The organism is Pseudomonas sp. MM227 (genome assembly GCF_947090715.1).
In the GTDB taxonomy this organism is placed as follows: Bacteria; Pseudomonadota; Gammaproteobacteria; order Pseudomonadales; family Pseudomonadaceae; genus Aquipseudomonas; species Aquipseudomonas baltica.
Genome location: NZ_OX352319.1, coordinates 577,448 through 601,001 on the forward strand (window position 1 = coordinate 577,448; position 23,554 = coordinate 601,001).

General features: G+C 63.7%; 22 protein-coding genes. 8 read left to right on the forward strand and 14 right to left on the reverse strand.

Going from position 1 to position 23,554, the window contains the following annotated elements:
* The first annotated feature begins 1 nt into the window (after window position 1).
* The gene (locus ONG87_RS02575; protein WP_264382818.1) at window positions 2-880 is read left to right on the forward strand and encodes an alpha/beta hydrolase; all 879 of its coding nucleotides are present in this window, start codon (window positions 2-4) and stop codon (window positions 878-880) included.
* A 229-nt stretch (window positions 881-1,109) separates the two neighbouring features.
* Here the strand turns inward: ONG87_RS02575 and ONG87_RS02580 are convergent, their stop codons facing one another.
* Entirely contained in the window at window positions 1,110-1,532 is a 423-nt protein-coding gene (locus ONG87_RS02580; protein WP_192055692.1) for a hypothetical protein, read from the reverse strand.
* Window positions 1,533-1,902: 370 nt separating this feature from the next.
* A complete protein-coding gene (locus tag ONG87_RS02585) occupies window positions 1,903-3,240 on the reverse strand; it encodes an MATE family efflux transporter (RefSeq protein ID WP_264382154.1) in 1,338 nt (445 codons plus the stop codon).
* 190 nt (window positions 3,241-3,430) lie between these two features.
* Between ONG87_RS02585 and ONG87_RS02590 the strand changes: the two genes are divergently transcribed.
* Complete coding sequence (locus tag ONG87_RS02590) at window positions 3,431-8,332, forward strand: alpha-2-macroglobulin (protein WP_264382155.1); 4,902 nt, start codon at window positions 3,431-3,433, stop codon at window positions 8,330-8,332.
* A 48-nt stretch (window positions 8,333-8,380) separates the two neighbouring features.
* Here the strand turns inward: ONG87_RS02590 and ONG87_RS02595 are convergent, their stop codons facing one another.
* On the reverse strand, window positions 8,381-8,674 hold the full coding sequence (locus ONG87_RS02595; protein WP_122480298.1) for a hypothetical protein: 294 nt from the start codon (window positions 8,672-8,674) through the stop codon (window positions 8,381-8,383).
* Between the two features lie 149 nt (window positions 8,675-8,823).
* Between ONG87_RS02595 and pbpC the strand changes: the two genes are divergently transcribed.
* Window positions 8,824-11,136 carry a peptidoglycan glycosyltransferase PbpC gene (pbpC, locus tag ONG87_RS02600; protein WP_264382156.1) on the forward strand — a complete coding sequence of 771 codons (2,313 nt, stop codon included), beginning with the start codon at window positions 8,824-8,826 and terminating at the stop codon, window positions 11,134-11,136.
* A gap of 25 nt (window positions 11,137-11,161) precedes the next feature.
* Here pbpC and ONG87_RS02605 read toward each other — a convergent pair whose 3' ends face one another.
* The 7 genes from ONG87_RS02605 to ONG87_RS02635 form a co-directional block, all read right to left on the reverse strand.
* The gene (locus ONG87_RS02605; RefSeq protein ID WP_122480296.1) at window positions 11,162-11,632 is read right to left on the reverse strand and encodes a prepilin peptidase; all 471 of its coding nucleotides are present in this window, start codon (window positions 11,630-11,632) and stop codon (window positions 11,162-11,164) included.
* A gap of 120 nt (window positions 11,633-11,752) precedes the next feature.
* Entirely contained in the window at window positions 11,753-12,316 is a 564-nt protein-coding gene (locus ONG87_RS02610) for a DUF4136 domain-containing protein (RefSeq protein ID WP_122480295.1), read from the reverse strand.
* An 18-nt stretch (window positions 12,317-12,334) separates the two neighbouring features.
* Complete coding sequence (locus ONG87_RS02615) at window positions 12,335-12,964, reverse strand: DUF4136 domain-containing protein (protein ID WP_264382157.1); 630 nt, start codon at window positions 12,962-12,964, stop codon at window positions 12,335-12,337.
* Window positions 12,965-12,984: 20 nt separating this feature from the next.
* Window positions 12,985-13,734 carry a methyltransferase gene (locus ONG87_RS02620; protein ID WP_264382158.1) on the reverse strand — a complete coding sequence of 250 codons (750 nt, stop codon included), beginning with the start codon at window positions 13,732-13,734 and terminating at the stop codon, window positions 12,985-12,987.
* Entirely contained in the window at window positions 13,731-14,036 is a 306-nt protein-coding gene (locus ONG87_RS02625; RefSeq protein WP_122480292.1) for a MazG-like family protein, read from the reverse strand. Before ONG87_RS02625 ends, ONG87_RS02620 begins: the two co-directional genes overlap by 4 nt.
* Before the next feature lie 54 nt (window positions 14,037-14,090).
* On the reverse strand, window positions 14,091-14,957 hold the full coding sequence (locus ONG87_RS02630) for a MaoC/PaaZ C-terminal domain-containing protein (RefSeq protein ID WP_264382159.1): 867 nt from the start codon (window positions 14,955-14,957) through the stop codon (window positions 14,091-14,093).
* Window position 14,958: 1 nt separating this feature from the next.
* Window positions 14,959-16,299 carry a 3-oxoacyl-ACP reductase gene (locus ONG87_RS02635; protein ID WP_264382160.1) on the reverse strand — a complete coding sequence of 447 codons (1,341 nt, stop codon included), beginning with the start codon at window positions 16,297-16,299 and terminating at the stop codon, window positions 14,959-14,961.
* Window positions 16,300-16,430: 131 nt separating this feature from the next.
* On the opposite strand from ONG87_RS02635, the gene ONG87_RS02640 reads away from it, so the two are divergent.
* The gene (locus ONG87_RS02640; protein ID WP_264382161.1) at window positions 16,431-17,720 is read left to right on the forward strand and encodes an acetyl-CoA C-acetyltransferase; all 1,290 of its coding nucleotides are present in this window, start codon (window positions 16,431-16,433) and stop codon (window positions 17,718-17,720) included.
* Here ONG87_RS02640 and ONG87_RS02645 read toward each other — a convergent pair.
* Window positions 17,707-18,738 carry a bile acid:sodium symporter family protein gene (locus tag ONG87_RS02645; RefSeq protein ID WP_185795258.1) on the reverse strand — a complete coding sequence of 344 codons (1,032 nt, stop codon included), beginning with the start codon at window positions 18,736-18,738 and terminating at the stop codon, window positions 17,707-17,709. The two genes, ONG87_RS02640 and ONG87_RS02645, sit on opposite strands and share 14 nt — an antisense overlap.
* An 87-nt stretch (window positions 18,739-18,825) precedes the next feature.
* On the opposite strand from ONG87_RS02645, the gene ONG87_RS02650 reads away from it, so the two are divergent.
* Together ONG87_RS02650 and ONG87_RS02655 are read left to right on the forward strand one after the other, a co-directional pair.
* Window positions 18,826-19,608 carry a helix-turn-helix transcriptional regulator gene (locus ONG87_RS02650; RefSeq protein ID WP_122480287.1) on the forward strand — a complete coding sequence of 261 codons (783 nt, stop codon included), beginning with the start codon at window positions 18,826-18,828 and terminating at the stop codon, window positions 19,606-19,608.
* Between the two features lie 165 nt (window positions 19,609-19,773).
* A complete protein-coding gene (locus ONG87_RS02655; protein ID WP_122480286.1) occupies window positions 19,774-20,667 on the forward strand; it encodes a PA4780 family RIO1-like protein kinase in 894 nt (297 codons plus the stop codon).
* Between the two features lie 36 nt (window positions 20,668-20,703).
* Here ONG87_RS02655 and cueR read toward each other — a convergent pair whose 3' ends face one another.
* Entirely contained in the window at window positions 20,704-21,105 is a 402-nt protein-coding gene (gene cueR / locus ONG87_RS02660; RefSeq protein ID WP_264382162.1) for a Cu(I)-responsive transcriptional regulator, read from the reverse strand.
* A 57-nt stretch (window positions 21,106-21,162) separates the two neighbouring features.
* Window positions 21,163-21,549, reverse strand: a complete 387-nt coding sequence (locus tag ONG87_RS02665) for a hypothetical protein (RefSeq protein ID WP_264382163.1) — start codon at window positions 21,547-21,549, stop codon at window positions 21,163-21,165.
* A 156-nt stretch (window positions 21,550-21,705) separates the two neighbouring features.
* Between ONG87_RS02665 and ONG87_RS02670 the strand changes: the two genes are divergently transcribed.
* Together ONG87_RS02670 and ONG87_RS02675 are read left to right on the forward strand one after the other, a co-directional pair.
* Entirely contained in the window at window positions 21,706-21,903 is a 198-nt protein-coding gene (locus tag ONG87_RS02670; protein ID WP_122480283.1) for a heavy-metal-associated domain-containing protein, read from the forward strand.
* A 48-nt stretch (window positions 21,904-21,951) separates the two neighbouring features.
* The gene (locus ONG87_RS02675) at window positions 21,952-23,145 is read left to right on the forward strand and encodes a multidrug effflux MFS transporter (RefSeq protein WP_264382164.1); all 1,194 of its coding nucleotides are present in this window, start codon (window positions 21,952-21,954) and stop codon (window positions 23,143-23,145) included.
* Here ONG87_RS02675 and ONG87_RS02680 read toward each other — a convergent pair.
* Window positions 23,142-23,321, reverse strand: coding sequence for a hypothetical protein (locus tag ONG87_RS02680; RefSeq protein ID WP_122480281.1), 180 nt, complete (start codon window positions 23,319-23,321; stop codon window positions 23,142-23,144). The genes ONG87_RS02675 and ONG87_RS02680 overlap by 4 nt on opposite strands.
* Between the last annotated feature and the right edge of the window lie 233 nt (window positions 23,322-23,554).

Consider the following 23,554-nt stretch of genomic DNA (forward strand, 5'->3'; position numbering starts at 1 on the left):
TCTGGTTGCCCGGCTCCTCACGCTCGCCGCCCTGCTGGGGCTGCTAAGCGCTTGTTCCGGGCTGCGCACTCTGGATGCCGTGACGGCGTCCGGCGGCTACCAGCTCACGCAGGGCGTAGCCTACGGCGCCGACCCGCGGCAGAAGCTGGACGTGTACCGCCCCACTCGACCACTGCCGGAAACTCCGGTGGTGGTTTTTTTCTATGGGGGTACCTGGAACAGCGGCGAGCGAGGCGACTATCGTTTTGTCGCCCAGGCGTTGGCCGCCCGTGGGTTGCTGGTGGTGGTCGCCGACTACCGCCTCTATCCACAGGTGCGCTATCCCAGCTTTCTCGAAGACGGCGCCGATGCCGTTGCCTGGACCTATCGAAACATTGCTCGGTACGGTGGCGACGTTCGCCGTCTGTTCGTGATGGGCCACAGCTCCGGCGGCTATAACGCGGCCATGCTTGCCCTCGATCCGCAGTGGCTGCGTAAAGCCGGGGTCCCCGCCAATGCGCTGCGCGGCTGGATCGGCCTGGCCGGCCCCTATGATTTCTTGCCGATCGAGAATCCCGAAGCCAAGCCGGTATTCTTCTTCCCCGATTCACCGCCCCAATCGCAACCCATCAACCAGTCTCTGGCAGGCTCGCCCCCGGCACTGTTGATCGCCGCCACGCACGACAGCACCGTCGACCCCGTGCGCAATAGTGAGGGCCTGGCCCGCCGACTGCGCGCCGCCGGCGTCCCCGTGCAGGAGCGCTATTACCGGCGCCTGAACCACCGCACCCTGATCGCCTCCTTTGCCTGGCCACTGCGCTGGCTGGCACCCGTGCTGGAGGACGTCGAGCGGTTCGTCAAGGCCAAGCCTGAAACAGCGGATGTCCGTTTGCGCGAATAGATGAATCTTGCCGGTTCGTCGCAGGCGTTATTGTCAGATTTTATTATGGTAGATACTGAAAGCGCGGCGTGCAGAGGTCATTGAGCCAGAGCCTGGCGCGTTTCAGGGTGAGGGCGGAATTTTACAGTTGCAAGAGCCTTGCAAGCAGTATCCAAGCATTCTGCTATTATCAAAAGTCCATATGGAAAAAGCCCGCTCTATGGCAGGCTTTTTCTGTGAGGTCAAAGGCTCACTGGTATTTATCTTCGATCTTGCGCTTTTCTAGTGTGTAGGCTTTCAGATCAATCTCATTGGTGGTGAGTTTGGAGTCAAGCTCGTTCATGTCATGTTTTCTCAAACTGGCGACATGCTCTCTGCTAGCGTGATAGTTCAAAGTTTCGGCAGCGTCGTAGCCGCTGACCGGGTCCCATAGAATGGACGCTGGCCACAGAAGCAGGTTGACGACGCCCCAGCCATAGGCGCGGCCATAAAACGACCCACCGCCAGGCAATAGCCCAAGGCCGGCACCGAGGACGGGTTGTTTGACTTCCACGGCGAGGTTTTTGGCGCGGAGCATGGCAAGTTCGGATTGCTGGGCGGAGTTGAGTCCGCTCGCGCAGCCAGTGGTCAATACGATGAGCGTGGCGGCAAACAAACTGCGAAGTGTAGGCATCCCTATTCCTTATTTACGGATTTCCAATCGATAGTGAAGTGGAAGGCGGCGTAGTCTATAGGCAGGATATGAATATGTATCGCTTGTTAGCGTAATTTTAACTAATGGTTACATTTGGCTGGCGGCGGAGTCGTGATAGTGCAGAGAAGGCCTTGTTACTTCTAGTAATGATCCCGCGAAGTTTTGCTGTATTCTATACAGATTGGATGTTGACTCTTCCTGTCATAAGAAAGTGCCGGCATTAACCAATAACGTTTAGTTGATTGATTGTCAGTTTGTCGTATTGAAGTTCTTGCCATAGGGATGTATGGGTGCTGTTCGAGGTATAGAAGCTGTGAACGGAGTGTGGAACGTCGTTTATCCCTATCCGCTACGATATCCATTCATCCCTACGCTGCAACCGCCACGCCACCCACCCAAGCGTCGCCGCCCGCAGCGCCATGAACAGCAGAAAGCTTATCCACAGGCCGTGATTTCCCCATCCAGAGCTCAACCAGCCGATCGGCAACATCACCGCTACGCTGACCAGCATGGCATTGCGCATCTCCCGGGCGCGGGTGGCGCCGATGAACAGGCCGTCCAGCAGGTAGCTGCCTACCGCAATCAGCGGCAGCACCGCCAGGTATGGCAGGAACGGGTAGGCCGCCTCGCGGACACTGGCAATATCGGTCTGCAGGTTGATGAACACATGCCCGCCCAGCAGAAACAGTACGGCAAACCCGCCGCTGGCAATCAGCGACCACCCCAGGGACACCACCATCGAGCGGCGCAGCGTCTGCCGATCGCGCGCGCCGATGGCGTGGCCGCACAGGGCTTCGACCGCATGGGCCAGGCCGTCCAGCGCATAGGCGGTTATCAACAGGCCATTGAGCAACAGCGCATTGGCGGCCACAGTGGCATCGCCGAAGCGGGCGCCCTGGATGGTGATCAGCAGAAAGACCCCGGACAGCGCCAGACTGCGCAGGAAAATATCGCGGTTGACCCCCAGCAGCGGGCGCCAGTTGCGCCATGACCTCAGCGCCGCCCAAGCCATGGCTCCCGGATACGCTCGCAGGGAGGGCCGGGTAAGTGCCAGGCCGAGCAGGGCGCCGACCCATTCGGCTATCACCGAGGCGCGCGCCGAGCCGATCACGCCCCAGTCCAGGCCGAGCACGAACCACAGGTTAAGGGCGATGTTGACCAGGTTGGTGGTCAGCAGCAGTTGCAACGGCGCGCGGGCATTCTGGGTACCAAGGAACCAGCCGATCAAGGCGTAGCTGGCGAGGGCGGCAGGCAGCCCCAGCAGACGTGTCTGGAAGAAATCGTGGGTGGCTTGTTCCAGTGCCGCAGACGGCGCCATGAAGCTCAGGGCCAGATGGCTGAAGGGCAGCGCCAGCACGCATAGCAGCAAGGAGAACAGCAGGCCGAGGGCCAGACCCTGCACCAGAATCTGGCGCAGTGCACGACCATCATGGCGTCCGGCAGCCTGTGCGGCGAACCCCGTGGTGCCCATGCGCAGAAAACTCATCAGCGACACCATAAAGGTGAACAGGCTGCCCCCCACGGCCACTGCGCCCAACTGGTGGGCATGGGGCAGATGGCCGATCACCGCGCTGTCCACCAGCGTCACCAGGGGCACCGACAGGTTGGACAGGATCATCGGCGCAGCCAGGGCCCAGACCCTCTTGTGAGTAGGGCGATGGCGCCAATCGGTCAGTAGGATGGCCATGTAAGCTCCGAAGTCGGGGCCGGGATTGTAGCCCACCCCACCGTGGGAGCGGTCCGTGGCCGCGAAGGAATCCGCGCGGTATACCCTACACACTTCACTACACTTGTCTCAGCCGGTAACCCCGGCCACGAAACCATCAATATTGATATATATTCCCAGCCTTGCTTTTCACTGCCTTGGGTACCTCGAATTGAACAAAGGACTGTTTCTGGCCTGCGCCCTGGCCCTGCTTGGCGGGTGCGATTCATCGACATCGCAGAAACCTGCCGAGCCCCCGCCACCTGCTGCCGTGAATGCGGTGCCCAAGCCTGTGGCGAGCGTCGATCTGCCGGCCCTGGCGCAACGCTACAAGGGCCGTGAACTCGCCGTAGCCGACGCCTCCGAAGTCCAGCTGGACGGTGCCAGCACCCTTTCAGTGACCTTCACCGCACCGCTGGATCCCAAGCAGAACTTCGCCGACAAGGTTCACTTGGTCGACAGCACCCGCGGCAAGCTGGACGGCGCCTGGGAACTGTTCGACAACCTCATGGAGTTGCGCTTTCGCCACCTGGAGCCCAAGCGCAAGCTGGTGCTCACGGTCGATGCCGGGCTGCTCTCCGTGAACCAGAACACCCTGGCTGCGCCACACACCGTTCGTCTTGAAACCCGAGACCTGCAACCCACCGTGGGCTTCGCCAGCCGCGGCTCGCTGTTGCCCACCCGGCTGGCCGAAGGCTTGCCGGTCATTGCCCTGAATGTCGACAAGGTCGACGTCGAGTTCTTCCGCGTACGACCCGAGCAACTGCCGGCCTTTCTCAGCCGCTGGGGCCGCAACAGCAGCCTGCAAAGCTACGAATCGCGCGAGCTGTTGCCCATGGCCGAACTGGTCTACGGCGGTCGCTTCGATCTCGATCCCGCACCCAATACCCGCGAGACCCTGCTGTTGCCCCTCGGCGGCATCAAGCCATTGCAGCAACCAGGCGTCTATCTGGCGGTGATGCGTGCCTCCGGCAGCTACGACTATGCGCAGCCGGCGACGCTGTTCACCCTCAGCGATATCGGCCTGTCCGTGCATCGCTATGCCGACCGCATGGATGTATTCACCCAGGCCTTGGAGGGCGGCAAGGCCTTGGGCGACGTCAGCCTGCAGCTGCTCGACGCCCAGGGCCGGGTCATCGGCGAAGGCAAGACCGACGCCTCCGGCCATGCCGAACTCGCCTCGCCGGTGAAAGCCGAAGTATTGCTGGCGCATCAGGGCGACCAGACCAGCCTGCTGCGCCTGAACACTGCGGCACTGGATCTGGCCGAGTTCGACATCGCCGGAGCCAAGGCACACCCGTTGCAGTTTTTCGTCTTCGGTCCGCGAGACCTCTACCGTCCCGGTGAAACCGTGCTGCTCAATGCCCTGTTGCGCGACAACGACGGGCACCCGGTCAAACCGCAACCGGTAAGCGTCGAGGTGCGCCGCCCGGACGACCAGCTCAGTCGCAAATTCGTCTGGCAGCCAGACGCCTCCGGCCTGTATCAGTACCAGTTGCCACTGGCTGGCGAAGCGCCGACCGGGCGCTGGCAACTGCTGCTCGACCTGGGCGACGGCAAGCCTCAGGTTCACGAATTCCAGGTGGAAGATTTTCTCCCCGAGCGCATGGCGCTGGACCTCAAGGGCGCGGACACGCCCATCGCGCCCGCCGATGCGCTGGCTGTCGAGGTGACCGGCCGCTATCTGTACGGCGCGCCGGCTGCGGGCAATCGTCTGAGCGGCCAGGTTTACGTGCGTCCGCTGCGCGAGGCTGTGTCGACGCTGCCCGGGTTCCAGTTCGGCTCGCTGACCGAAGGCGAGCTCAGTCAGGACCTGGAGCTGGACGAGACCACCCTCGACGCGCAAGGCAGGGCGACTCTGGCCATCGACAGCCGCTGGAGCGAAACCAGGTCCCCGCTGCAGGTCGTGCTGCAAGCCAGCCTGCAGGAATCCGGTGGCCGGCCCATCACCCGTCGCCTGGTGCAACCGGTATGGCCTGCGGACCGCCTGCCCGGTGTGCGAGGAACGTTCGAAGGCGAGAACGTGGACGGCGATGGACCGGCCGAGTTCGAATTGCTCGTCGCCGACGTTCAGGGTCGCAAGCTGGCTGCCGATGCCCTCAAGGTACGCCTGGTGCGCGAGCGTCGCGATTACTACTGGAACTACTCCGAAAGCGACGGCTGGAGCTACAACTACAACGAAAAATACCTGAACCTGAGCGAGGAAACCGTTGCAGTTGCCGAGGGTGGCACCGCCAAGGTCAGCTTTCCCGTTGAGTGGGGGCCGTACCGGGTCGAGGTCGAAGATCCGCAAACCGGGCTGGTCAGCAGCCTGCGTTTCTGGGCCGGCTACAGCTGGCAGGACAACACCGAAGGCGGCGCGGTACGCCCCGATCAGGTCAAGCTCGCCCTGGACAAACCCCACTACGCAGATGGCGATACGGCCAGGGTGACAGTGACGCCGCCTGCAGCCGGTACCGGCTATCTGCTGGTGGAGTCCGCCGAGGGCCCCTTGTGGTGGCAGGACATCGACGTACCCGCCGAGGGCAAGGCCTTCGACATCAAGGTCGATCCGAAATGGGCCCGCCATGACCTCTACATCAGCGCGCTGGTGGTCCGCCCCGGCGAACGCAAGGCCAACGTCACCCCCAAGCGTGCGGTCGGCCTGCTGCACCTGCCGCTCGATCGCGCCCCACGCAAGCTGGCGCTGACCCTCGACGCGCCTGCGAGCATGCGCCCGCAGCAGCCCCTCACGGTCAAGGTGACGGCCCGCAACAGCGACGGCAGCATCCCACGTCAGGCCCATGTGCTATTGGCGGCGGTGGACGTAGGTATCCTCAATATCACCCAGTACGCCACCCCCGATCCTTTCGCTGCGCTGTTCGGCCGCAAGGGCTATGGCGTCGACCAACTGGATATCTATGGGCAGTTGATCGAAGCGGGGCAGGGCCGGCTGGCCAGCCTGGCGTTCGGTGGCGACGCGGCCGATTTGGCCAAGGGCGGCAAGCGCCCGCAGACCAGCGTCACCATCGTTGCGTTGCAAAGCGCTCCGGTGACGTTGAACGAGCAAGGCGAGGGGCAGATGACCCTCGATATCCCGGACTTCAACGGCGAACTGCGCGTGATGGCCCAGGCCTGGACCGATGATCGCTTCGGCATGGCCGAGGCGCGCACGGTGGTCGCCGCGCCGCTGGTTGCAGAACTGTCCGCGCCGCGCTTCCTGGCCGGTGGCGACCAGGCCCGCATTGCGCTCGACATCACCAACCTCACCGAACGAGCGCAAACCCTGACCGTGCAGGTGAACGCAGACGGCCCGTTGACCCTGCTGGACGCCCCCCGGCAACCGCTGCAACTGGCCAAGGGGCAACGCCAGACCCTGCACGCGCAGGTACAGGCTACGGGCGGGTTGGGCCAAGGGCACATCAAGGTACGGATCGACGGGCTGAACCTGCCCGGCGAAACCTTGCCAGCCATTACCCGGGATTGGACCCTGGGCGTGCGCCCCGCCTATCCGGCGCTGGTCAGGCATCTGCGCAGCGTGCTCAAGGATCAGCCCTGGACGCTTCCCGCCGGTGCCCTGTCGCCGCTCGAGCCCGCCGGGCGCGAGGCCCTGCTCAGCCTGTCGAACCGACCGCCGCTGAACATCGGCGAGCAGATCAAGGCGCTCAAGGCGTACCCCTACGGCTGCCTCGAGCAGACCGTCAGTGGCCTCTATCCGTCGCTGTATTCCGATGCCGCCAGCCTGAAAAAGCTGGGTGTGGAAAGCGACACCGACGCCGAGCGCACGCGCAAGATGGACATCGGTATCGAGCGGCTGCTGGGCATGCAGCGCTACAACGGCAGCTTCGGCCTGTGGGGTGCGGATGGCGAGGAAGAGTATTGGCTGACTGCCTACGTGACCGATTTCCTTCTGCGTGCCCGTGATCAGGGCTACGCCGTACCGCCCGAGCCCGTGAAGAAAGCCAGCGAGCGACTGTTGCGCTATCTGCAGGAGCGCGATTTGATCGAGGCTGACTACAGCGACAATCTCGACCACACCCGCTTTGCGGTCCAGGCCTATGCCGGCCTGGTGCTGGCGCGTAGCCAACAGGCACCGCTGGGCGCACTGCGCAGCCTGTTCGAACGGCGCAGCGATGCGCGCTCGGGCCTGCCACTGGTGCAATTGGCGATCGCCCTGCAGAAAATGGGTGATCAGCCCCGTGCCGATCAGGTACTGCAAGCCGGTCTGGCGGCAGCACGCAACGACAGCGACTGGCTCGGCGACTATGGCAGCCCGCTACGTGACCAGGCGTTGATCCTGGCCTTGCTGCAGGAGAACGATCTGAGCAAAGCCACACTCGACGAGCGCCTGTTCACCCTCTCGGATATGCTCGCCAGTAGCAGTTGGCTATCGACCCAGGAGCGCAATGCCTTGTATCTGGCCGGTCGCAATGCGCTGGCCTTGCCCGAGCAGGCCTGGACTGCCCAGGTACAAAGCGCCGACGTAAGTCACCTGTTGAGTGACGCCCAGCCGGCGCTGAAACTGGCGGACGGCGCGCTGTCCGAGTCGCTCACCGTTACCAGCCAGGCACAACAGCCGCTGTATCAGCAGGTGACGCTGTCGGGCTATCCGGTACGGCCGCCGGCGCCGCACGAAGACAACCTGTCGATCCGTCGCCAATACCTGGGCCTGGACGGCGAGCCGCTCAAGCTCGATACCCTCAAGAGTGGCGAGCTGGTGCTGGTGCATCTGGTGGTGGGCGCCAAGCAGCGCGTGCCCGATGCCCTGGTCGTCGACCTGCTGCCTGCTGGCCTGGAAATCGAAAACCAGAACCTGGCGCAAAGCGCCGCCAGCCTGGATAACGCCAGCAGCAGCGTCCGGCAGTGGCGTGAGTCGATGCAAAACGCCAATCTGCAGCATCAGGAGTTTCGCGATGACCGCTACGTGGCCGCACTCAAGCTCGATGGTTATGGCAGCACCCACTTGCTGTATCTGGCGCGTGCGGTAACGCCGGGTATCTACAAGGTACCGCCACCGCAGGTGGAATCGATGTACCGGCCCAACTGGCAGGCTGTCGGTGCTACGCCAGCGGACCTGACGGTACGCCCGAGGTGAGGCCGGGCAGGGGCAGCGAACGGCTGCCCTTGCCATTCGACCCATGGCTCACTGAATGATCCAGCTCAGCAACCAAAGGCCCAGTACGGCCCAGATGACACCCATGATGATCGATGCACGCATGAAAGCCCGGACGGCGGAGTACAGGAACAGCAAGCCGACGATCAACGCGGCGATGGTAACGACATTGGTGTCCATGCCCAGGGTCCTCGACAGGCCGTCGACGAAATTTCCGCCCGCGTTGCCGAGCAGGCTGAACAGCCAGCTCAGGCTGTCTACCACCCAGCGAATGATTGCGCCCAGGGCCTGCCCCAGCCACTCGAAAAAGCCTTCTACATGCATAGTTGCGTCCTGATTCGGTTAGTGGCATTCATGCCATTGTGCCCCCTTTGGCCATGCGCCAGCGAACCAAGTTCCCGACAGCGCCAGCAAGGTTGGCGCACTTGATCCGCAGCTTTGCAGTTTTTCCGAAAACGCGTCGAGGCAGATTCATGCGCCGTGCGCTGTTGGCGATTTGTGTGCCGGTCGTTCTTCTGTGGCTGGCCGATCGACTCTGGCCACTACCGTTGCCCCGGGATGATCTGGCGCGCGTGGTGCTTGCCGAGGACGGCACACCGCTGTGGCGTTTCGCCGATGCCGAAGGGGTATGGCGATATCCGGTCAGCGTGGACCAGGTTTCGCCCTATTATCTCGAAGCTTTGCTGACCTACGAGGACCGCTGGTTCTACCAGCATCCAGGGGTCAACCCGCTGGCACTGGCTCGTGCTGCCTGGCTCAACCTGAGCGGCGGTCGGGTGTTGTCGGGCGGCAGTACGTTGTCGATGCAGGTGGCGCGCTTGCTCGATCCGCATTCACGGACCTTCTCCGGCAAACTGCATCAGTTATGGCGAACCGCGCAGCTGGAGTGGCACCTGAGCAAGACGCAGATCCTCACGCTGTACCTGAACCGCGCGCCATTCGGCGGCACCTTGCAAGGTGTGGCGGCGGCTAGTTGGGCGTATCTGGGCAAGTCGCCTGCGCAGCTCACCCGCAGCGAAGCCGCCTTGCTGGCGGTGTTGCCCCAAGCGCCCAGCCGCCTGCGTCCCGACCGCCATCCGCAACAGGCGCAAGCCGCTCGCAACAAAGTGCTGCAACGCATGGCCGAGCGTGAAGTATGGCCCGCAGCCCAGGTGCGCGACGCGCAACAGGAGCCTTTGTTGCTGGCCCCGCGCCAGGAGCCGGCGTTGGCGCCATTGCTGGCCAGGCGCCTGAACCGCAATGACAGTCCACCGCTCATCCACACCTTGATCGACGCCAGCCTGCAACGGCGCCTGGAAGACCTGCTGCTGGGCTGGCGAGCGCGGCTGCCCGAGCGAACCTCGGCGGCCATCCTGGTGGTGGACGCGCAGACCATGGCCGTGCGCGCCTACCTGGGCTCGGTGGACCTGGCCGATGACCGGCGCTTCGGTCACGTCGACATGGTCAGTGCTGTCAGGTCGCCAGGCTCCACGCTCAAGCCGTTTCTTTACGGCATGGCCATGGATGCCGGCCTGATTCATTCCGAGTCTCTGTTGCAGGATGTCCCGCGCCGCTACGGTGATTACCGCCCCGGCAATTTTTCCGCAGGGTTCAGCGGTCCGGTCGCGGCCAGTTCGGCGCTGGCCCTGTCGCTCAATCTGCCAGCGGTGCAGGTGCTCGAGGCGCTGGGTCCCAAGCGCTTTGCCGCGCAGTTGCGCAACGGCGGCCTGCACCTGAGCTGGCCCGTGGCCGCCGAGCCCAACCTGGCGATGATCCTGGGCGGGATGGGCAGTCGGCTCGACGATCTGGTCGCCGCCTACAGTGCTTTCGCCCGCAGCGGCAACAGTGCCTCACTGCGCTGGCAACCGCAGGATGTACTGCGCGAGCGGCCGATGATGTCGGCGGGCGCGGCGTGGATCGTGCGGCGCATCCTCAGCGGCCAGGCACGCCCGGATCAAGACCTGCACGCCGAACTCGTCCAGCGTCCGGCGCTGGCCTGGAAGACCGGTACCAGTTACGGTTTTCGTGACGCCTGGTCGATCGGCATCGGGCCGCGTTATCTGATCGGAATATGGATCGGTCGCCCGGATGGCACCCCGGTACCCGGCCAGTTCGGCCTGGCTTCGGCCGCGCCGTTGATGCTGCAGGTACACGACGTCCTGAGCAACCGCGATGCGCAGCGGGCCATCTCGACGCCTGTCCAGCGCGTACCGTCCAGCGTCGGCGTGGCTGCGATATGCTGGCCGCTGGGTCAAGCACTGGATCGCCGCGACCCCAACTGTCGGCGCCAGCGCTTTGCCTGGACACTGGACAAGACCATCCCGCCCACTTTGCAGGCGCTGGACCAACCGCTGGGTACCGGGCTGCAGGAACAGGTCTGGCTCTCGCCTGCAGGGCTGCGCACCAGTGCCTCCTGCCCCGGCGCCCAGGCACGCTCCATCGCCCTGTGGCCGGCCGCACTCGAACCCTGGCTGGCCAAGGCCGAACATCGCCGGATGCGGGTGCCGGACTCGGATCCACAATGCCCCGCGCCACCGTTGCCGGCCATGGCACCCTTGTCGATCGTCGGCGTGCGCAGCGGTGATCGGCTGCGCCATCCGGCCGCCGATGCCGGCCCGCTGCGGATACACCTCGACACGCTCGGCGGGCAGGGGCAGCGTTGGTGGTTCATCAATGGCATGCCCCAGCAAAGCAGTGCGCAGGGCACTGGCCTGAACGCGGTGTTCGAGCGCACGGGACGTTATCAGGTCACGGTGCTGGACGAGGCGGGGCAGACTGCCAGGGCCGAGCTGACCGTGGTGGACTGAGCCTGTCGGATGCCAACCCGGCAGATCAGCTCAACCAGAACAATGTCTGCACGAACCCTGCCAGCAGAAACGGGGTGAGCGGCAGCACGGCTGCCGACTCGGGGTTCAGGTAATCCACCTTGCGCCTATAGCGAATGCTCAAGCGGTACCAGATCATCGGTGACACGAAGACCCACAGCACCAGGGCCACGATACCGCCGATCAGCGTGCCGACCAGGTGACTGCTGTCCGAAGCCAGCGCCAGTGCCCAGAGCAGCTTGACCTCGCCACAGCTCAGGCGGCCATTGAGATAGCCAGGCAAGGTCAACGCCATGCTCAATACCAGCGCTGCGGCCGCCTCGACCATGCTCGAGCCGATCCAGGTATGCCCGGTAGCGAACAGGCACACCAGCGCCAGCACCCCTGCGCCGACGGTCAGTTTGTCGGCTATGCGCCGGTGCCGGATGTCCTGCTCGGCGCACAGGGTAAACCACAGGAGAAGAACGAGACTTGGCATGGCAGCACCCACTTGAATACGGCAGTGGCTCACTTCTGAAACAGACCTTCTGTTTCAGATTAGACGCTTGACGCTGACGATGGGGTTGCTGCGACACTTTTTTTGCTGCTGGCGGCAGGCTCAGCGAGGCGGGTAGGTGGACAGGATGTCGTTCACCGCCTTCTGGATGACGGTGCTGCGCTCGCTCGGCGAAACGGCATTGTCGTTGACCAGTTGTTCGGTGCTGCCACGCCACACCAGTTTGCCGTCCCGCGCATCGAGCATGTCCAGCTGCAGGGTCGCCACCTTGTAATCGACGCTGCGTGTTTCATTCATGGCGGGCGAGGCCCAATACGGACCCCAGTAGCCACCGCCCCAACCACCGCCATAATTGGTCGTGACCTGCTGCTGACGATTGTCGACGATCAAGTAGGCTTGCAGCGTGACGTCGGCACGGCCACCGGCAGCCGCTGGGCGCAGTCCGCGCTGGTCGAGCTGACTGCTCACGGCCTGGCGAATGCGCTGCTCGGTGAGGTCGCTGCGAACCCGCGGATCGTCCGGCCGATATTGCACCGCCGGCTCTTTCCAGGCCCAGCTGCGATAGGCCGCGAAGTCGCGGCTGGCATCGAAATCATGATTGACTCGAGGGGTTTGGCAGGCGCTCAGCAGCAGGGCCAGCGGTAGAACGGCAAGACGACGCAACATGGTGAAATCTCCTGTGGGTCAGGACGGAGGATAAGCCGTGAGCGCCTTTTGCACAGCGTTGCGTAACGCCTCGTTACGATCGCTCAGGCTGCCTTGGCTGCTGGTTTCAGCACTCGCGCTCCAGACGGGCTGGCCGCTCTTGCCGTCGAACAGATCGATGCGCACCACCATCACCTGGATCTGGTAAGTGCGTACCACCGGATAGCTGCCATAGGCGCCATAACGGTCGTAGCGATCATAGCCGCCATAACCACGTCCGTAGCCGGCCCCGTAGCCGGCCCCGTAGCCGACATCGTCGCGGGTCTGTTGCAGGCGGGTTTCCATGCGCAGGCTGGTGCCGACTCGCAAGTCGGCGTTGTCGCCACTGCGCTGGGGGCGCAAGCCGCGCTGGTCGAGGGCATTGCTGACCGCTTCGGCGATCTGCGCAGAGTCCGCCCAACTGGTCCCGGCCGGTAGCTGCCCGTTGGCCCAGGCCCAATTGCGATACCGGGCATAGTCGCGCGGGGGCGCAGGGTAGGCACTGGCATCGAATGTCTGCGCCGCCTGCGCGGGGGCAGGTGGCAGGGGCCTGGAGCTGGCGACATAGGGATTGGGGCTCTGGCAGGCCGCCAGGGTCAGGCAAACAGCGGATAGGGACAGGCGACGCATGGCAGTCTCCGAAATACCGGTCAAGCGGGGCGGCAGATCCAGTGCAGGTAGCGACCCAGGCCGGCAAACGCCGGGTGTCGCCGATGGGCAAGCTCCATCGCCACCAGTTGTTCCAGGTCGGCGCGCTTCTGGAAATCGATGGGCATATAGTCGTGGAACACGCGCACACCGCTTCTGGATTCGACACGCCAGGCGCCGTCAAGTTGCGCGGCCAGTTCTCGCGGGTCCAATGGCTGCTGAGGCGTAAGGCTCTGCTTTTCGCCTGCCAGTTCATTGCTGTTCAGTTTGCGAAAGTGACCCTTGAGCAGATTGCGGTAAACCAGCGCATCGCGGTTGTAGAACGCCAATGACAGCCAGCCGTTGGCGGCAGTCAGCGAATGCAGGACGGGCAGAATGGCATGGGGATCGGCCAGCCATTCCAGCACGGCGTGGCAGATCACCAGGTCGAATGCGGGCAATCCGAGCGCGGGCAGCTGCTGCCAGGACGCCTGGATGAACGTGGCGCTCTGGCCCGCTGCCGCGAAGCGCTCGCGCGCGCCCTCGAGCATCGGTTCGGCCGGTTCGCTGAAGGTGACATGGTGACCTTGCTCGGCCAGCCACAAGGCCATGTGACCCAGGCCGCCGCCAATGTCCAGCACGCTCAGGGAGCGCTGAGGCAGGGCTTCGCGCAGGTCGGCCTGGAGCACGGCAAGGCGGATCGCGCCCTTGGCGCCGCCATAGATCTTTTCGGCAAAGCGGGTCGCCAGTTGATCGAAATGGCGATCGTTCATCGAGCGAACCGCCGCTCGCTGTCAGCGAGTTTGGCGCGTACCACCTGGTCCATGTCCAGGCCCAGTTCGCTGCACAGCAGCAACAGGTACAGCACCACGTCACCGACTTCTTGGCCGGCATGTTCGAGCTGCTCGGCCGATAATTGTCGTGACTGGTCTTCGGTCAGCCACTGGAAGATTTCCAGCAGCTCGGACATTTCCACGCTGGCCGCCATGGCGAGGTTCTTCGGGCTGTGAAAGCGCCGCCAATCGTTGTTTTCGCGTATCTGGTGGAGGCGTTGGGTAAGTGCGTCTAGGTTCATTGCAAAGCTCCTGAAGGCGCATAGCTTCAAGCCGAACTTTGCCGAACGCAATAGCTACAGAGCCAGAGGTCCCCAGGTGCCGCTCATGTGCAACAGCTCGTCGCGCCCACGCAATGCCAACTGCCCGCCGAGCCCTGCAGCGCTGGCGCGCAAGATCAACTCGCTGGGCAGGCGTACCGGTTTGTGGAATTCCACCGCCAGTTGGTAATTGCTCAACGGCAGGCGTTCGCGCAGGGCTGCCACACTTTGCGCCAGGCTCCACATGCCATGGGCAATGGCAGTGGGAAAGCCGAACAGACGCGCGCTCAGGGCGCTCAGATGGATCGGGTTGTAATCGCCGGAGACGCGTGCGTAACGGCGTCCGGTGTCCGCCGCCGCATACCAGCGATGCACCTCCATCAGAGCCTGGTCCTGATGCTGGGCAGGAGCGTGCACGGGCTCTTGCAGGCCTTCGATTCTGGCATGGCGACACAGAAAGGTGCTGTGTTCCTGCCACAGCGGCCCCAAGGGGTCATCGACTTGGGTCACCAGATCGAACGTCACGCCTTTTTCATGGGGCTGCAGGTTCTGCGCATGCACGCTGACCCGTACACCGGCCACCCCGCCCAAGGGCCGCAACACCTGAATGCGGTTGCGTAGGTGCACCAGGCCCAGCAGGGGAAACGGAAAGCTTTTATCGGTCATCAAGCGCATCTGCAAGGCAAACGCCAGCACATGCGGGTAAGTGGCCGGCAGCATGCCGCCTTCGCCGAACCCGCACAGTTCGCGGTAGGCCGCCAGGTGTCGCGGGTCTGCCGACAGACTGCAACGCAGGCCCAGCTCAGGCAGACGCTCGCCAGTGATCTTGCGGTTGAGCGCTGCTTTCAGATAGGCGCTGGGCAGGTCGGGATTGCGTGCCAAAGTCTGCCAGTGTATTGCCATGTCAGGCCCCCAGAATGCTTTGGCCGCACACGCGCAGCACTTGGCCATTGACCGCACCACTGCCGGGCTGCGCCAGCCAGGCAACGGCCTCGGCAACGTCCTGCGGTTGGCCACCCTGGCCCAGTGAGCTCATGCGCCTCCCGGCTTCGCGCACGGCAAAGGGCATCTGCGCCGTCATGCCGGTTTCGATGAAGCCAGGGGCCACGGCGTTGATGGTCGCACCGCGCGTGGCCAGCCTGGCGGCGAACGCTTCCGCCAGGCCGATCAGTCCGGCCTTGCTCGCGGCATAGTTGCTCTGCCCACGGTTGCCGGCAATCCCTGACGTCGAGGAAAGCAGTACCACGCGCCCGTCATCGCGCAGCGTGCCGCTGTCGAACAGCGCCTGGGTCAGCCGTTGCGGAGCGAGCATGTTGACCGCGAGCACCGAGTCCCAATAGTCGGGTGTCATGTTGACCAGGGTCTTGTCGCGGGTAATGCCAGCGTTGTGCACCACGATGTCGATTCCCTCCGGCAGCGCGGCGATCAGCTGGCTTGCAGCGTCGTCGGCGCAGATGTCCAGGTCTATCGTGCGACCGCCCAGCCGTGCCGCCAGCGCTTGCAGGTCATGGCGTGCCTGGGGCACATCGAGCAGGATCACTTCGGCGCCGTCGCGCGCCAGGGTTTCCGCGATCGACGCACCGATGCCGCGTGCGGCGCCGGTGACCAGCGCCTTGCGCCCTGCCAACGGGCGGGTCCAGTCAGTGACCTGGCGGGCGCTGGCCTGCAGCGACAGCGCCTGGCCCGACACGAACGCACTCTTGGGCGAAAGAAAGAAGCGCAACGCACCTTCCAGCTGTTCGTCGGCGTCAGGCGCGACATACAGCAGCTGCAAGGTGCCACCGTTGCGCAACTCCTTGGCCAGCGACCGGCTGAAACCTTCCACGGCGCGCTGGGCGATGTGTGCTTCAGGGTCTTCGAGGTCGCGGGGGTTGCGTCCCAGAATGACCATGTGCGCGTTGTGGTCCAGGCTCTTGATCACCGGCTGGAAGAATTCGCGCAAGCGTGCCAGTTGGGTACCATCGACGATCTCGCTGGCGTCGAACACCACGGCCTTGAGCTTGGGCCCAAGGCCAGCGGTCCAGCTTGGGAGGTCGGCGGCGCCGTACGCGGTGTCGGTCAAGCGCGAAGCGAAGCTGGCCACCTTGTCGGCGAGCCCGCCGCCGCCCAGCAGCAGAGCACCTTCCACCGGTCGCAACCGTCCGCCTTGCCAGCGCTCCAGGCGTGCCGGCGAAGGCAGGCCGATGGCCCCTACCAGGCGACGACCGAGGTCGGAGTTGGCGAAGTCGATATATCGATCGGACATGGAACGTGCTCCGGTTCAAAGGGTTCAAAGTGTGGACCACGGCAAGGCGCGCGTCGTTCGCCCGGGCCCCGTGCCATGCATCATGCTCGACCCGGAATCTCGCTTCCGCCTTTCAATCCAGGAGGTTCGACATGAACCTAGACACGCATACGGTGCGCCGGGTTGCCATCGTTGGCAGCAATCGTATCCCATTCGCTCGCGCCAACGGGCCCTACGCCCGAGTCGGCAATCAGGCCATGCTCACGGCCGCACTCGAAGGCCTGATCGAGCGTTATGGTCTGCACGGCCTGCGCCTGGGTGAGGTCGCGGCCGGTGCGGTGCTCAAGCATTCCCGCGATTTCAACCTGACCCGTGAAAGCGTACTGGGCTCGCGGCTGTCGGCACAAACGCCGGCCTACGATGTTCAGCAAGCATGTGGCACAGGTCTGGAAAGCGCGCTGCTGGTGGCCAACAAGATCGCTTTGGGCCAGATCGAATGCGGCATTGCCGGCGGTGTCGACAGTGCATCCGATGCGCCCATCGCGGTCGATGAAGGCTTGCGTCAGATCCTGTTGCAAACGCATCGGGCCAAATCGCTCGGCGAACGGGCCAAGGCATTGCTGCAACTGCGGCCGCAGCATTTGCGGCCCGAACTGCCGCGCAATGGCGAGCCGCGCACCGGTCTGTCGATGGGGCAGCATTGCGAGCTGATGGCGCAGCACTGGAACATCCCACGTCACGAACAGGATGAGCTGGCGCTGCGCAGTCACCAGAACCTGGCCGCCGCCTATGCGCAAGGTTGGCAGGACGATCTCACCACGCCATTCGGCGGGCTGGTCCGCGACCATAATCTGCGTCCCGACCTGACCCTGGAAAAACTTTCGGCGCTCAAGCCCGTGTTCGAGAAAAACCGGCAGGGCACGCTCACGGCAGGCAATTCCACGCCCTTGACCGACGGCGCGTCGGTGGTGCTGTTGGCCAGCGAAGCCTGGGCCACGGAGCGCGGGCTGCCGGTGCTGGCGTACTGGCGCGATGGGGAAACCGCTGCAGTGGACTTCGTGGGAGGGCAGGAAGGGCTGCTGATGGCGCCGGTCTACGCGGTTCCGCGGCTGTTGGCGCGCAACGGCTTGAGCCTGCAGGATTTCGATTACTACGAAATACATGAAGCCTTCGCCGCACAAGTGCTCTGCACCCTCAAGGCCTGGGAGGATGCAGACTACTGCCGCACGCGCTTGGGCCTGGATGCGCCGCTGGGTTCGATTGACCGCAGCCGCCTCAACGTCAAGGGCAGTTCACTGGCGGCAGGGCACCCGTTCGCGGCCACCGGAGGGCGCATCCTCGGCAACCTGAGCAAGCTTCTGGACAACGCAGGCAGCGGTCGCGGCCTGATTTCGATTTGCGCAGCCGGTGGCCAGGGCGTCACGGCAATCATCGAGCGCTGACGGTTGCGCCCACGGGCACGCTGGTCGCTTCCACGCGCAGTTGGTTGGCATAGTTTTCCGCCATGATCGAACACACGATCAGCTGCAGCGGGTGATAGATCATGATCGGCAGCAGAATCAAGCCCAGCCCGGGGTTGCTGCCGAAGATCAACGCCGCCATCGGTGCGCCTGCCGCCAATGACTTCTTGCTGGCGCAGAACACGGCGGCCACCTTGTCGGCGTGGCTGAAGCCCAGCAGTTTGGCGGTGCGTGTGGTCAGCAGCAGGATCAGCGCCAACAGCAAGGCGCTCCCGCCCACGGCCATGGCCAATACCGATGCGCCCTGCTGCTGCCACAGCCCCGATACCATCGAATTGCAGAAGGCGGCATACACCAGCAGCAGGATCACGGCCTTGTCGATCAAGTTGGTGTAGCGCTTGTGCCGGCCGAAGAATTTGCCGAACAACGGCCGCATTAGTTGCCCCAGCACCAGCGGCAACAGCAGCATGGCGCACAGGTCGAGCAGGGTTTCCCCCAGGTCGATGCCCCCCGAACCGCCACCGACCACCAGCGCGCACAGAAACGGCGTGATGAAGATACCCAGCACGCTCGACAGGCTGGCGTTGAGGATCGCTGCCGGCACGTTGCCGCCCGCACTGCCCGTCAATGCCACCGATGACGAAATGGTCGAGGGCAGGGCGGCAAGGTACAGAAAGCCCACCATCAAGGTGCCGGGAATGAACGCGCCAAGGGTCTTGTCGCAGGCCAGCCACAGCAGCGGGAACACCACGAAGGTGAAGGCTTGCACCATCACATGCAGGCGCCAGTTCTTCAATCCGTGGCGGATCTGCTCGCTGGACAGGTTCATGCCATGCAGAAAAAAAACCACGAACACGCCGATATTGGTCACCAGACCTGCGTGCATGGCACCGCCGGTGGCGCCGAACCTCGGAAAAATCCAGGCCAGCAGGACTGCCAGCACCATGCCGCAGAGGAACCAATCGGTTACCACGCGCTTGAGGTGTTTGAGAATGTGCATGAATGAATCGCCTGTGCGTCGATGGACATTGAGAACGGCAGGCTAACTCAGGCACTCTATTGCCGTCTTGCGACAGAGGGCCAATCAATGCCGCCAAACGGACATGCATCGTCACCACGCCCCATACCCGCCCTGGCAAGCCTGCCTCGACCGTTGTATGCGCGTGCCGAAAGCCTGGGTGCGGGATCGTGGACGCCCGCCCATCGACATGATTGGGCGCAGTTTTCCTACGCCATCAGTGGCGTCCTCGGCGTGCACACCGATGAAGGCAGTTTCTTCGCGCCGCCGCAGTGGGGTATCTGGATTCCGGCGGGAGTGGAACACAAGGTCGTTACCTCGATGCGCGCCGAGATGCGCAGTCTGTACGTGCGCAGAGAAGAGTCGCCCTTCCTCACGGAGCACTGCAAGGTGCTCGAGGTCACCCCGCTGGCACGCGAACTGATCAAGGGTTTCTGCGAATTGCCCCATGACTACCCAGCCGGTGACACCGCTCAGTCACGTCTGGTGCAGGTATTGCTGGATCAGTTGGCAGGCCTGCCCGAGGTGGCGTTCTCGTTGCCCCTGCCCAGGGATCATCGGCTGTTGGCGTTGTGCAACCAGCTGATCGCTGCTCCCGATCAGGCCACCACGCTGACCCAGTGGGCAGGGCGCCTGGGAACGTCGGAAAAGACCCTGATGCGCCTGTTCCAGCGCGAAACCGGCATGAGCTATCGGGCCTGGCGGCAGCGCATGCGGCTGCTGTCGTCGCTGCAGGCGCTGGAAAACGGTGACAGTGTGACCACGGCCGCATTGAACAACGGTTATGAATCGACATCGGCCTTCATCGCAGCGTTCAAGGCGCTGTTCGGTTTCACTCCTGGCGAGCTTTAATGCGTGAGCGCCGCTGTCCATCAGCTGCGAAAGCGCTATGATCGTCCACCGCTTGGCGAGTTGTTTGCATCCTTTTACAGGCTCGGGTCGGCAAGCCGCGCTCGCTGTGAGACGATGCCGCCAGAATTCGCGTGTTTGGCTACGAAGGACCCAGAATAAAAGCTGATGAAGACTCCAAAACGCATTGAACCGCTGATCGAGGACGGTCTGGTGGACGAGGTGCTGCGACCGCTGATGAGCGGTAAAGAAGCAGCTGTCTATGTGGTGCGCTGTGGCAAGGAATTGCGCTGCGCCAAGGTCTACAAGGAGGCGAACAAACGAAGCTTTCGCCAGGCGGCCGAGTATCAGGAAGGCCGCAAGGTGCGCAACAGCCGACAGGCTCGGGCCATGGCCAAGGGCTCCAAGTTCGGCCGCAAGGAAACCGAGGACGCCTGGCAGAACGCCGAGGTCGCGGCGTTGTTCCGGCTGGCCAGTGCCGGTGTGCGTGTGCCCAAGCCGTACGATTTTCTCGAGGGCGTCTTGCTCATGGAGATGATCTGCGACGAGGACGGCGATGCAGCCCCACGTCTCAACGACGTCGAGCTGGAACCGGACCAGGCGCGCGAGTACCACGCGTTCCTCATCCACCAGATCGTGCTGATGCTGTGCACAGGCCTGGTGCACGGCGACCTCTCCGAGTTCAACGTGCTGCTGACGCCCGATGGCCCGGTGATCATCGATCTGCCGCAGGCCGTGGATGCGGCGGGCAACAACCATGCCTTCAGCATGCTCGAGCGTGACGTCGGCAACATGGCCAGCTATTTCGGCAGGTTCGCTCCCGAGCTTCGCCAGACGCGCTACGCCAAGGAAATGTGGGCGTTGTACGAAGAAGGCAAACTGCACCCGGCCAGCGTGCTGACCGGCGAGTTCGCGGAGGAAGAAGTGGAAGCCGATGTGGGCGGGGTCATGCGTGAAATCGAGGCCGCGCGCCTGGACGACATTCGCCGACGCGCCGCACGCGAGGCCGATGACCAGCCGACCAAGACAACGGAAGAACCGCCTCCGCCCTGGTTGCAATAAGCGGCCTGCTTGCCAGCTGACGCCGTTTTCCCTTGGTCAGCTGCAACAGCCCCCGGATGCCAGCTCCTGAAGGATCGGGCAGTCCGGGCGGTCATCGCCGTGACAGTGTTCCACCAGGTGTTCAAGGGTGTTGCGCAGGCTGCTCAGCTCGCCGATGCGGCGGTCGAGGTCGTCGATATGCCGGCGAGCCAGTTGCTTCACGTCGGCGCTGGCACGCTTGCGGTCTTGCCACAGCGTGAGCAGCCTGGCCACTTCCTCCAGGGAAAACCCAAGGTCGCGCGAACGCTTGATGAAACCGAGCGTGTGCACGTCCGCTGCCTGATACAGGCGGTAGCCGCTGTCGCTGCGCACGGCTGGCGCGAGCAGGCCGATCGACTCGTAGTAACGGATCATCTTTGCGCTGAGGCCGCTTTCGCGGGCGGCCTGGCCAATGTTCATGCTCGAAATGTCCTCGGATGCGTTTGCGCCAGTATCAACCTTGCCCCTCCGGCAAGGTCAATACTCCAGTGGCTCGGGCTTCAAGTACAAGCCGGCGTTGCCTGCAGCGATACGGAATTTCTGAATCTGCCCGGCCTGCAGGGTCACGATTACCGGTTTGTACTCGGTCATGCCCGGCGCGCACCCAGGCGTTTGCCCCGGAAGCTGACGCAAACCGACCGACACGGGGCCTGGCGGCAGGTTGAACGACGTGGCCTGCTCCTGAAACAGCCGCCCGACCAGTTGGTCCTGCAGGTACACCCCGATCTCGCAGGACGTGGCGACTTCCAGGCGCTCGCGGGAAACGATCAGAATGCCGTATGGCTGACCGGTACTGGCACCGGCCCAACAGCTCTGCGCTGCCAGGGCACACATTCCGAAAAGCCATGCAGTGGTAGGGCGCATCGAGTTACTCCTGGCAGGGTGGCAAGCGTCCAGCTTGGACGAGCCGCACGGGGAATTCCAGCCCGGCCGATCCGTGCAGAACTTGATCTTTACCTTGACCTTGCCCCGATGGGAAGGTTGAGAATGATCGCAATCCCGTCCAGCGAGGTATCACCCATGCAACAGTTCACCGTGCAAGGCATGACCTGTGGCCACTGCGTACGTGCCGTGACCCAGGCAATCACCGCTCAGGATCCGGCTGCCCAGGTCCAGATCGACCTGGCAGTCGGCAAGGTCGAAATCGACAGCAACCTGCCGCCCGAGCGAATCGTCCAGCTGATCAGCGAAGAAGGCTACAGCGCGACACCCGCGTAACCCGGTTAGACTACGTCGCCTGTATTGTCAGGACGTAGTGAATACCCGATGAACTTCAAGACCATTCTGATCCTGGGGGCGCTCAGCGCATTCGGCCCCCTGGCGATCGACTTCTACCTGCCGGGCTTCCCTGCCATGGCGCTTGCCTTCGGCACCGACGAAAAGCACATCCAGACCACCCTGGCTGCCTACTTCCTAGGTTTGTCGATCGGCCAACTGATCTACGGCCCGGTCGCCGATCGCTTCGGTCGCCGGGTGCCCCTGCTCGTGGGCGTTTCGCTGTTCACCGCAGCTTCGCTGGCCTGTGCCTTCGTACCCACCCTGGACTGGCTCATCGTTGCCCGTTTCGTCCAGGCCCTGGGCGGTTGCGCTGGCATGGTGCTGGCCCGCGCCATCGTCAGCGACAAATGCGATGCAGTCGGCTCGGCCAAGGTGTTCTCGCAACTGATGCTGGTCATGGGCCTGGCGCCGATCCTGGCACCCATGCTCGGTGGCGTACTGGTCAACAGTTGGGGCTGGCAGTGGATCTTCATCCTGCTCACCCTGTTCAGCGCCGCCTGCACCTTGGCCGTCGCCTTGGGCCTGCCGGAAAGCATGCCCGCCGACAGGCCAAGACGCCCCCTTGCAGGCGCCCCCAGGCTGTACGGCGGCTTGTTGCTGGACCCTGTGTTCATGGGGCATGCGCTGACCGGCGGAATCGCCATGGCCGGCATGTTCGCCTACATCGCCGGGTCACCGTTCGTGTTCATCAAGCTCTACGGCGTACCCGCCGAACACTATGGCTGGTTGTTCGGCAGCAATGCCGCAGGGTTCATCCTGATGGCGCAGGTCAATGCGCGCCTTCTGTCGCGCCGCGGTCCGGCGTTGCTGCTGTCACGCACCGTATGGGTGTACATGGCAGCGGGTGCTGTGCTGCTGGCACTCAGTGCGCTGCGGCCAACGGTCTTGTGGCCATTGCTGATCCCATTGTTCGTCTGTCTGGCGAGCCTGGGCGGGATCATCCCCAACGCCTCGGCGTGTGCCATGAGCGGACAGGGCTCCCGCGCCGGCAGCGCTTCGGCGCTGTTGGGGTGCCTGCAATTCAGTCTTGCCGCCGCCGCCGCGTCGTTGGTCGGATTACTGCACGACGGCACGGCAATGCCGATGGCCTGGGTGATCGCTGGCTGCGGCATCCTTGCCGTCTGTGCGGCAGTACTGACACGCCGCTGCCAGCAACGGCGCGACCTGCAGACAGCCCGCTAACCGGCGCTGGCCCCCCGCGCCTGCGGCAGGCCGTGGGGCGCCTGCAAGCGGGCTTCGAGGGTGGCGATGAAGGCCCGCGCCTCGGCTTCGCTGCGGAATGACACCGCATGCTGGTCCATACGCACCTGCCAGCAGCTGCCACGTGGTTGCTTCAACTCAGAAAGAAGAACTTTCATTGCGATGTCCTCGGGCTCGAGATGAGGACCCAGTGTAGTCCTCATTTCGGGCGTGCGAGCGTCATCGGGTGCCCGTCAGACTGACGGCGAGGCAGCGCGAACCAAACAATCATGTAGGTCTGCAAGGACGGACATTGCGGGAAAAGTCCGCCCCGGCTGTGGGGTCAAACCTGTAATGAATGATGTATCCAACCGGTCTTCAGGCAACAGAGCGACGCGTTGCGGGCGCTTGA